Consider the following 8,060-nt stretch of genomic DNA (forward strand, 5'->3'; position numbering starts at 1 on the left):
CCCCTGGTCACAGCCACACCATAGAGTCTCCGACCAAGCCGGTGCGGTTCAGGGTATGTGGTGGATGCTGCCGTCCTGCAGGTCCACGAGGTACGGGCCGCTCCCAATGAGGCAGTGGCGCCAATCACGGGTGAGGGCGTACTCCGCGGAGTTCCAGAAGACGGCCCAGCCGACCGAGTGCTTTTCCACGTAGTAGACGTAGTAGACGGCCAGGTCGGGGGCCTCTCCCGCCCATGTCAGCCGCTCTGTGGCCACAGTGCCTCGACGAGCTCGACGGCGCGCGTTTTGGAGATCACACTCTCATCATTCGCTACCGGTCAACCGGATTCCCGACCGTCAACCAAGATCACGTGGCGGAAACCTGCGGTCCGTCAAGATCATCTGGCAACGGTCAAGATCATCTAACACGGGACAGGCCCCTGTCCCGTGTTAGATGATCTTGACCGATTGTCAAACGATCTTGACGGGGCTGTGGGTGCTGGCTGGCTGGTCAACGCGTCACGGGTTTGCGGGGTTGGGTGTCTATGAGCACTCCCAGAAGAAGCGGCCTTCGCGGTGGTCGGGGCTGACGAAGCCGTAGCCGTATCCGTATCCGAAGTTGAGGAAGTACGGATCTTTGTCATCGGGTGCGTCACTGATCTTGAAGAGGAACTGCCACGGAGCTTCGACTCGCGCGAAGAGGTTGGGGTAGCAGGCGGCGCCGCCCATGTAGTCGTGGAGGTCCTCTCCATCGGGCACCTCGGCGGCCGGTCTCTCGCCTCGCAGGCTCCGCTCGAACGCCGCCTGGTCGTTGATCGAGCGGTCGATCTCGGGTGCTACCGGCTGCAGGTCGACATGCCACTCGACCGGGATCTCGGATTCGTCCGGGCCCCAGCGCCACAGCGTCCGTCCCTGGGTGCCCGGTGGCCCGATGACGGTGGAGGGCGGGATGCGGCCGTCGGGCTGCACGAGCAGGACCGCGTCGCCGGCCTCCGGGTTGGTCCCTCCCATGATCCGGTCTTCCTCGTCGACGAAGAGGTAGGCCAGGCGGACTGTGTCTCCAGGGACCGGGAACTGGCCGATGAACACCAGTGGGTTGCCGGTGGAGGGATCCACCGGCCATGCGGGCCCGTCCAGCCACACGGGTTGACCACCGAGCTTGGCCACCGGTTCGGATATCGGCTGCTCGGCCGCCCTGAGGGTCATCTGCTGCTGCGGGAGGAAGGCGGCACTGTATGGCCCGTCCGCCCGGCCGGTGGGACGCATGATCATGCGCGGACCCTACGGCATGCCGCCGACCGAGGCCGCCCAGGTGGTAGGTGATCTTGGCTGTGACGGGCGGTGGTCCGCTAAGGCAACTGCCATCTGGACCCCCGCCACCGATCAAGATCGAATGACAGAAACCCGTCGTCCGTCAAGATCATTTGACAAACGGTCAAGATCATTTGAGACGGGACGCCCCTGCTTGCGATCGGCCGGGTTGGTGTCTCCGGTGGGTGCTGGAACTGATGGACCGTCAGGTTTGGGTGTGGTGTAGCAGGTTGGTGGCGTTGGCTGGTGGTGTGTCGCTGGTGTCATGACGATGGTGCTTACTGGCTTGTAGCGGTGTCACGGGGCGATATACCGCATCATCCGAGTGGTGTCATGAGTTCGGCTGTTCTTATGTCGGGCGGTACGTGGGGTGGGTGTGATCAGGGTGTCCGGGTTCTTCCCAGGCTCTTCGTGATCGGTGTCCCTTCGTTGGGGGTTGTGGTGGCCGCTTCGTCCGCGCTGGCTGATGTCCTGCCTGTCGTGTCGGTGGACCGGCCGCTCCTGGTGGCGCGTCTGCTCGAGCTCGATTCCATGGGGGCGTTGACGACCGCGCATGTGCGCGTGGGTGCGCAGGCCGCCTCGGTGACGGAACGCACGGTGTGGAGATGGATCAAGGCGGCCAAGGACGAGGGCCGCACGGACCGCCGGCCACGGCCCAGGCTCGAACTGTCGCAGGAGGCATGGACTGTCCTGGGGCAGGCGGGCGGAACTGTCGCGGCGCTCTACCGGCATCTGAGGGCGACCGCTCCTGAGGGATCGACGGTGCCTTCGCTGCCGACCGTCCACCGGATGGTGAAGCGGGATCTGGAGGCGGGGCGGGAGCTTCCGTCCCGTCAGGTGGCGGATCAGGCCAGGACCCGGCAGCGGGACCGCCAAGCGCTGGCCGACCTGGCGTTGGAGCGCCCGCAGGACGGTGGTGCCGCGGCTGTTCCCCGTATCAGGCCTGCCCCTGGCGAGCCGGTGGGTCCCGATCCGCTGGCCGCGTGGGCGCGGACGGTGGCCACCCACGAGAAGACACCGGCAGGGGAACTGAGTGGCGTGCCGGGTGTCGTGCTCCCGGCGGGCGGCACGGTGGTCGGCACCCAGGCGGTGCGGCAGGTGGCCGAGGCGCTCGGAGCGGCTGTGGCGGTTGATGGCGTGTGCTGTGTGTTCGGTGACGCGGGCCGCGGCAAGACCGTGGCGGTCCAGGTGGGGCTTGGTGCCGTTGAGCCCAGCCGGCGTGTTCTGTGGGTTCAGGCGCCGGTGCGTTCCTCGGTGACGGAACTGCGTCGTGCGGTGTTCGACGCCCTCGCCTTGGGGGAGCACGGCCGGTTCCCGCACCGCTCGGCGCAGGCCGATGCCCGGGTGCTGTCCTCGCTCGCGGTGCCTGCGGTGTTGGTCGTGGATGAGGCTCAGCGCTTGCCGGTGCCGTGCCTGGAGTATCTGCAGGGCTTGTGCGACCATCCCGGCGCCCGGCTCGCGCTGGTGTTGTGCGGGGCCGGCAGCGAACGGGCACTGCGCCGCCTGCCGCAGTTGGCGTCCCGCGTCGTCGCGTGGCAGGAGGTGCCCCGCCTGCCGCCGGCTGCTGTGGCCGAGACGGTGAGCGCGTTCCATCCACTGTGGCGGGTCCTGACCTCGCAGGACCTTGCGTGGATCGACAAGCGGGCCGCGCGCGGGACCTTCCGCGTCTGGGCCAACCTCACCACCCATCTGCACACGGCCCTGGCAGCCGACTTCCGCACGCCGCTCGACCGGGCCCTGCTGCGCGGCCTGTTCCAGCGCCTGGGCCCACCCGTGTAGGCGCTCCCGGTACCCCGCACCGCAAGCGCTGAACGAATTGGCTCGCGGCTTCTGGCACATCTGTGCCCGGGATAGCGCGGACACCCTTCTCGACCGAGGAAGACAGTGATGACGGCACCTCACGAGAGCGGCACGAGTGTGCCTGCCGAGTCCGGTCCGGCCGGGCTGCCGCAGGCGTCGCTCATTGCGATGCGCGGCCCAGCCGTGTGCCGGCTTCTCGCCCTTCGGGCGGAGGGCGCCCTGACGACCCGTCATGTTCAAGTGGCCGCAGACTGCCTGGAGGTGTCCCGGCGGACGGTGTGGCGGTGGCTGGCCGCGGCCGAACAGGATAAGGGCGCCGCGCGGGCTCCCGGTAGCCGGGCCCCGGCCACGACGAGGTTCACCGTCACAGCGGAGGTTCGTCAGCTCCTGGCCCTGTGGGGCGGCAACGTCGCCGCCGTCCAGCGCGAACTCGCTGCCCGCGCCACCACGCCAGATCTCACCCCGACCGCCTCGGCCGACGACACCCCACGAACCCAGGAGCCTCCCATCGCGCCCGGCGCCGAACCGGCCGGCACCTGCGCCCCGGCCCCGGTTCTGGCGACGGGCGCGCCGTCCCTGACCACGCTGCGCCGGGCGATCCGGCGGGACCTGAGCGCCGGGGAGCGGGCGGGCCTGGCAGCGGGGGAGCGAGCGGCCCGCAAGCACGACGTGTTCCTCACCCGCCCGCGCGGACACCGCAACGCCGTGTGGGAGACCGACCACAAACAGGCCCCCGTGCTGGTGGACGTCGACGGCCAGGCCCGGCAGCCGTGGATCACCTGGTACGTCGACTGCGCGACCAACGCGATCGCCGGCCTCGCCGTGACACCCGGCCGGCCCTCCCGCGAATCCGTCCTGGCCGCGCTGCGCTCCGCCGTGCTGCGTACCGACCCCTACGGCCCTGTCGGCGGCCTGCCCGCGACCGTCCGCATGGACCGGGGAGGCGACTTCCTGTCCCGCACGGTGACCGCCGCTTTCGGGCTGCTGAAGGTCGAGGTAGAGGATCTTCCGGCTTACACCCCGCACCTGAAGGGCACGGTGGAGGGGCTGAACCGTTCGGTGGAGCGGATGCACCTGGCCGCGCTGCCCGGCTACGTGCACCAGCCCCGCCCGGGCCGCCGCCCCCGCCCTGCGGACCGACACGGCCTGCTGTCCTTCGAGGAGTTCACCACCGGCCTGATCGCCTGGGCGGGGTGGTGGAACACCGAGCGCCGCCCGGCTCCGCTCAAGGGCAGGACTCCGCTCCAGGCGTGGCAGGGCGACCCCGCACCCGTGAGGGACATCCCGCCCGGGGACCTGTGGACGTTCACCCTCGAGGACGACCGCGCCGAGCCCCGCCCGGTGACCACCCGCGGCGTGAGGTTCAAGAACCGCTACTACGTCGCCCCGTGGATGACCGGCCGCACCGGCACCCGGGTGCGGGTGCGCCACATGCCCCACCACCTGCACGAGATCGAACTCTTCGACCCCGCCACCGGCCGCCACCTGGCCACCGCCCACCTCGCCGACGAAGCCACCCCCGAACAGATCGCCGCGGTCCGCCGCGCCCGCACAGCCCGCACCCGCCGCCTCAGACGCGACCTCGAACAGGCCCAGGCCCAGCGTCACGAGCGCTACGCCGCCGCCACCCGGCCCGAGGCCCCGCGCACGCTGGGCGCCCTCACCGCCGCCGAGGCCGGCCTCGAACTGGCCGCCTCCACCCACACCGACCTGACCGCCCTCGCCCGGCCCGACCTCATCGCACCCACCGTCCCACCCGAAGACTGGAAGACCCCGCCCGGCCTGCTCACCGCCATCAGCCCCACCGCCCGACCCGCCACCGAAGCGACCCGAAAGCCGACCCCGTGACCGGACTCCTCCCACCCCAGGCCAGCGACCAGTACCTGAACCTGCCCGGCGCCCAGATCGTCACCACTCGAGCCCTGCTCGCCGCCCGCGACAACCTCGCCGACACGATCGACGCCCGCGCGATGATGTGCGTCCACGGCGGCGCAGGCTTCGGCAAGACCCTGGCCGTCAACACCTGCCTGCGAAACCTCGACCCCGCCGAGGACATCCGCCGCATCACCTTCCGCGTACGCCCCACCCCCCGAGCCGTGCGCCACGAACTCTTCGCCGCCCTCGACCTGCCCGGCACCCCGCCCCGCGGCCCCAGCGAGTTCGACGCCCTCCTGCGCGAAGCCCTCGCACTCAAGCCCCGCACCCTCGTCGTCGACGAGGCCCAGTGGCTCAGCGGCGAGGCCTTCGAGTACTTCCGCTACCTCTGGGACGACCCCTACACCCAGCTCGCCATCGTCTTCGTCGGCGGCGAAGGCTGCCACCAGGTGCTGCGCCGCGAGCCGATGCTCTCCTCCCGCGTCTTCATCTGGCAGCACTTCACCCGCCTCACGACCGAGGAAGTCGGTTCGGTCATCCCGCTGTTCCACCCGGTGTGGGCCGGCGCCGACCCCGAGGACATCGCCTTCGCCGACCAGCACGCCGCCCACGGCAACTTCCGCGCCTGGGCCCAGCTGACCGCGCACGTGCGCCTCGGCCTGGAACGCACCGGCCGCGAGCGGGTGGACCGCGAGGTCCTCGGCTGGGCCTTCAGCCGACTATGAACCACCGCCAGCCGTCCCCGGACGGCGCGCCCCGCCCGGGAAGCCCTACAGGTGCCGGCACGTCGGTGGGCGTGGCCGACGCCGGCTGTCCGCAGTGCCGGCGGCCACCTGCCGGGAAGGTGGCGTCGACGGCGCGGTACCTGGCCGTCGACCTGCTGCTGGACCCCGCAACCGTCCTGGCGGCTTCGCAGCGGCGCGTCCTGCCGCCGGTGACGGTGGTCCTGGACCGCGACGACGACGTCCGCTTCACCGCCGCCGCGCTGGCCGCCCACCGGCCCCGGGCCGGAACCATCACCGTCCACCCCACCGTGGGAACGGCCCGCACAGTCGTCCTCCTGCACGACCACCTCACCGCCCTCGGCCGGTCTGTGGCCGGGCTGCGGGCCCAGGGCCTGACACGGGAGGTACAGGCCGAGCATGCGGTACGGGTCTGGATGTGGACCGAGGCCGTCCGCCACGTGATCGTGCTGCGCTCGCACCTGCGCGTCGACCTGAACTACCTGCTGGACCTGCACACCGCCACCGGTGCCGCCCTCACCCTCGTCTGGCACACCCCCACGCTGGGGGACGACCTGCAGCTCCTGCTGAACAGCCTCGACCACCGCGTCGTCGACACCCTCGACGCTGCCCGAGAGGCGTTCCACCATCCGCTGGAGCGCTGCCCCTCCCCAGGGCACAGGGCCCCGTCCCGGACATGTTGTGCCATGGACGGGGTGCCCGCGCCACCGCAGAGTGGTGGCGGCGCTCCCGTCGCAGGCTCGCCGTCGAGCGCGATGGTGGACACGATCCGCCGCCATGGCGTCCACCCCGTCTACGCCGGTGCGTTGGCCGCGCAGTGGGTCACCGGGGCCGAGGTGTCCCGCCTGCGCGGCGTACGTCTGCAGGACCTCGCGCACGATGCCGCCGCCCTGTCCCTTCCGCCGGCGCTCTGCGACGTCCCGGGCGGTATCCGGTCCGGCGGCGCGTACGAAACCTTCACTGTTCCCGAATGCCTGAGAGCGCCGCTGCTCGCCGCCGGGCATCACCGGCGCCTGGAGGGCCCCGGGCCGCAGTCGCGCCTGTTCGGGGCCCTGCGCACGGACGCTCTGAGCGCCCTGGCGCGCCGTTGCGCCTTGCGCATCCCAGAGGGCGCCGCCCCGAGGCCCGCAGGCGTCCACGAGGACCGGCGCGGCACCGGGACCGGCAGTCCATAGACTCCATTAGAGTCAACTGCCTAATGCTGTTCTAAATTTGAAGCTTACTGTTGCTAGAGTTCTCTCATGACTCCCTACGGCAGAGACCTGCAGCAGGTCGAGAAGGAACTCCAAGAGGCACAGCGGGAACGGGATCTGCTCGGAGCGCGGATCGAGGGCCTGAAGGCACAGCTCGAGGCCCTCCGCAAGCTCGCCCAGACTCCTCTCGTCCAGGGAGAAGAGATCCAGGAGCTGACGAAGGGGGACGCCATCGTCAAGATCCTTCAGGTATCGCACAAGCCGATGACCCTGGGAGAGATCGCCCGGGCGATGACGGACGCGGGAAAGAAGACCACCAGCAACGGCGCCTCCGTGTACATCGACGCCCTGCTGAAGGGCGGGCGCGTGGTTCGGGTCCAGCGCGGCCAGTACCGCGCGGCCTGACACCGCGCACAGGGACAGGAGAGGGAGAGCGGAGATGACCGGAACCCCGACGCACGCCCACGAAGCGATCGATGCCCTGCTCGGGGCGGGCCCGCGCCGCCCGATGCCGCTGCCCGAGCCGGCCGAGCGTGCACGCCTGCGCACCGAGTACGGGCTGAGCAAGGCCGAGACCGCCAAGGCCCTCAAGGTGAGCGCGAGCACGTTCACCGCCTGGGAGAGCGGACAACGTGACCCCCAGGGCGAGGGCCGCGCCGCCTACGCGAAGCTGCTGGAGGGCATCGCCGCCCAACTCGCCCCCGCGCCACCCGCGCCCGAGCCCGTCCCCGCCCTCGTTGTCCCGATGTCCGGACAGCAGACCACTGCCACTGCCACCGCCGCCGCGGTGCCTGCGCCGGCGATGCTGGACCAGAACCCGGACGGCTCCCTGGTGATGGCCGCCGCGGCGCCATGCGTGCAGTGCGCACAGCCCTCGGTCTACCGGGCCCAGGGGATGCCCATGCACCTGGGCGGGTTCTGTCGTCCCAGCGTTGTCCCTGCCGCGCCGCCGGCCCCGGCCCCGGCCGCTGCGCGGCCTGTCCCGTCCGTCTCTGCGCCGGCACAGCCCGCGGCCTCCCCGGCCACCATGACCGCGCCCGCCGCTTCGGCAACCGCTGCGCCCGGCCGGGCAGCCGCGCCGCGCCGTACCGGGGCCTCTCGTCCGGCGGCCGGCTCGTCGTCGCGGGCACGGAAGGCTCCGGCGAAGACGCCCGCGGCG

Annotated in this window: 8 protein-coding genes; 6 read left to right on the top strand and 2 right to left on the bottom strand. The window is 71.1% G+C overall.

Annotated features, from left to right (window positions below; genetic code table 11):
- Positions 1–48: 48 nt before the first annotated feature.
- Together ABD308_RS14695 and ABD308_RS14700 are read right to left on the bottom strand one after the other, a co-directional pair.
- Positions 49–255 (bottom strand): YrhB domain-containing protein, encoded by a 207-nt coding sequence (locus tag ABD308_RS14695; protein WP_344333670.1) that lies wholly within the window; start codon positions 253–255, stop codon positions 49–51.
- Positions 256–522: 267 nt separating this feature from the next.
- Positions 523–1,251, bottom strand: a complete 729-nt coding sequence (locus ABD308_RS14700; protein WP_344333671.1) for a hypothetical protein — start codon at positions 1,249–1,251, stop codon at positions 523–525.
- A gap of 480 nt (positions 1,252–1,731) precedes the next feature.
- On the opposite strand from ABD308_RS14700, the gene ABD308_RS14705 reads away from it, so the two are divergent.
- The 6 genes from ABD308_RS14705 to ABD308_RS14730 all read left to right on the top strand — a co-directional run.
- Entirely contained in the window at positions 1,732–3,069 is a 1,338-nt protein-coding gene (locus tag ABD308_RS14705; RefSeq protein ID WP_344333672.1) for an AAA family ATPase, read from the top strand.
- Positions 3,070–3,330: 261 nt separating this feature from the next.
- Positions 3,331–4,938: a Mu transposase C-terminal domain-containing protein gene (locus ABD308_RS14710; RefSeq protein ID WP_344333674.1), complete on the top strand. Its 1,608-nt coding sequence runs from the start codon at positions 3,331–3,333 to the stop codon at positions 4,936–4,938.
- A complete protein-coding gene (locus tag ABD308_RS14715) occupies positions 4,935–5,690 on the top strand; it encodes an AAA family ATPase (RefSeq protein WP_344333676.1) in 756 nt (251 codons plus the stop codon). The genes ABD308_RS14710 and ABD308_RS14715 overlap by 4 nt, the downstream gene beginning before the upstream one ends.
- 119 nt (positions 5,691–5,809) lie before the next feature.
- Positions 5,810–6,883 carry a hypothetical protein gene (locus ABD308_RS14720; protein WP_344333677.1) on the top strand — a complete coding sequence of 358 codons (1,074 nt, stop codon included), beginning with the start codon at positions 5,810–5,812 and terminating at the stop codon, positions 6,881–6,883.
- A gap of 66 nt (positions 6,884–6,949) precedes the next feature.
- Positions 6,950–7,306 (top strand): hypothetical protein, encoded by a 357-nt coding sequence (locus ABD308_RS14725; RefSeq protein ID WP_344333679.1) that lies wholly within the window; start codon positions 6,950–6,952, stop codon positions 7,304–7,306.
- 34 nt (positions 7,307–7,340) lie between these two features.
- Positions 7,341–8,060: helix-turn-helix domain-containing protein (locus ABD308_RS14730; protein ID WP_344333681.1), on the top strand; the 720-nt coding region annotated here is incomplete at its 3' end.

It is taken from the genome of Kitasatospora putterlickiae (genome assembly GCF_039527695.1).
GTDB lineage: Bacteria > Actinomycetota > Actinomycetes > Streptomycetales > Streptomycetaceae > Kitasatospora > Kitasatospora putterlickiae.

Bases quoted from the DNA above. Each gene is read 5' to 3' on its own strand.
- ABD308_RS14700 (WP_344333671.1), bottom strand. From the start codon at position 1,251: ATGATCATGCGTCCCACCGGCCGGGCGGACGGGCCATACAGTGCCGCC.
- ABD308_RS14725 (WP_344333679.1), top strand. From the start codon at position 6,950: ATGACTCCCTACGGCAGAGACCTGCAGCAGGTCGAGAAGGAACTCCAA.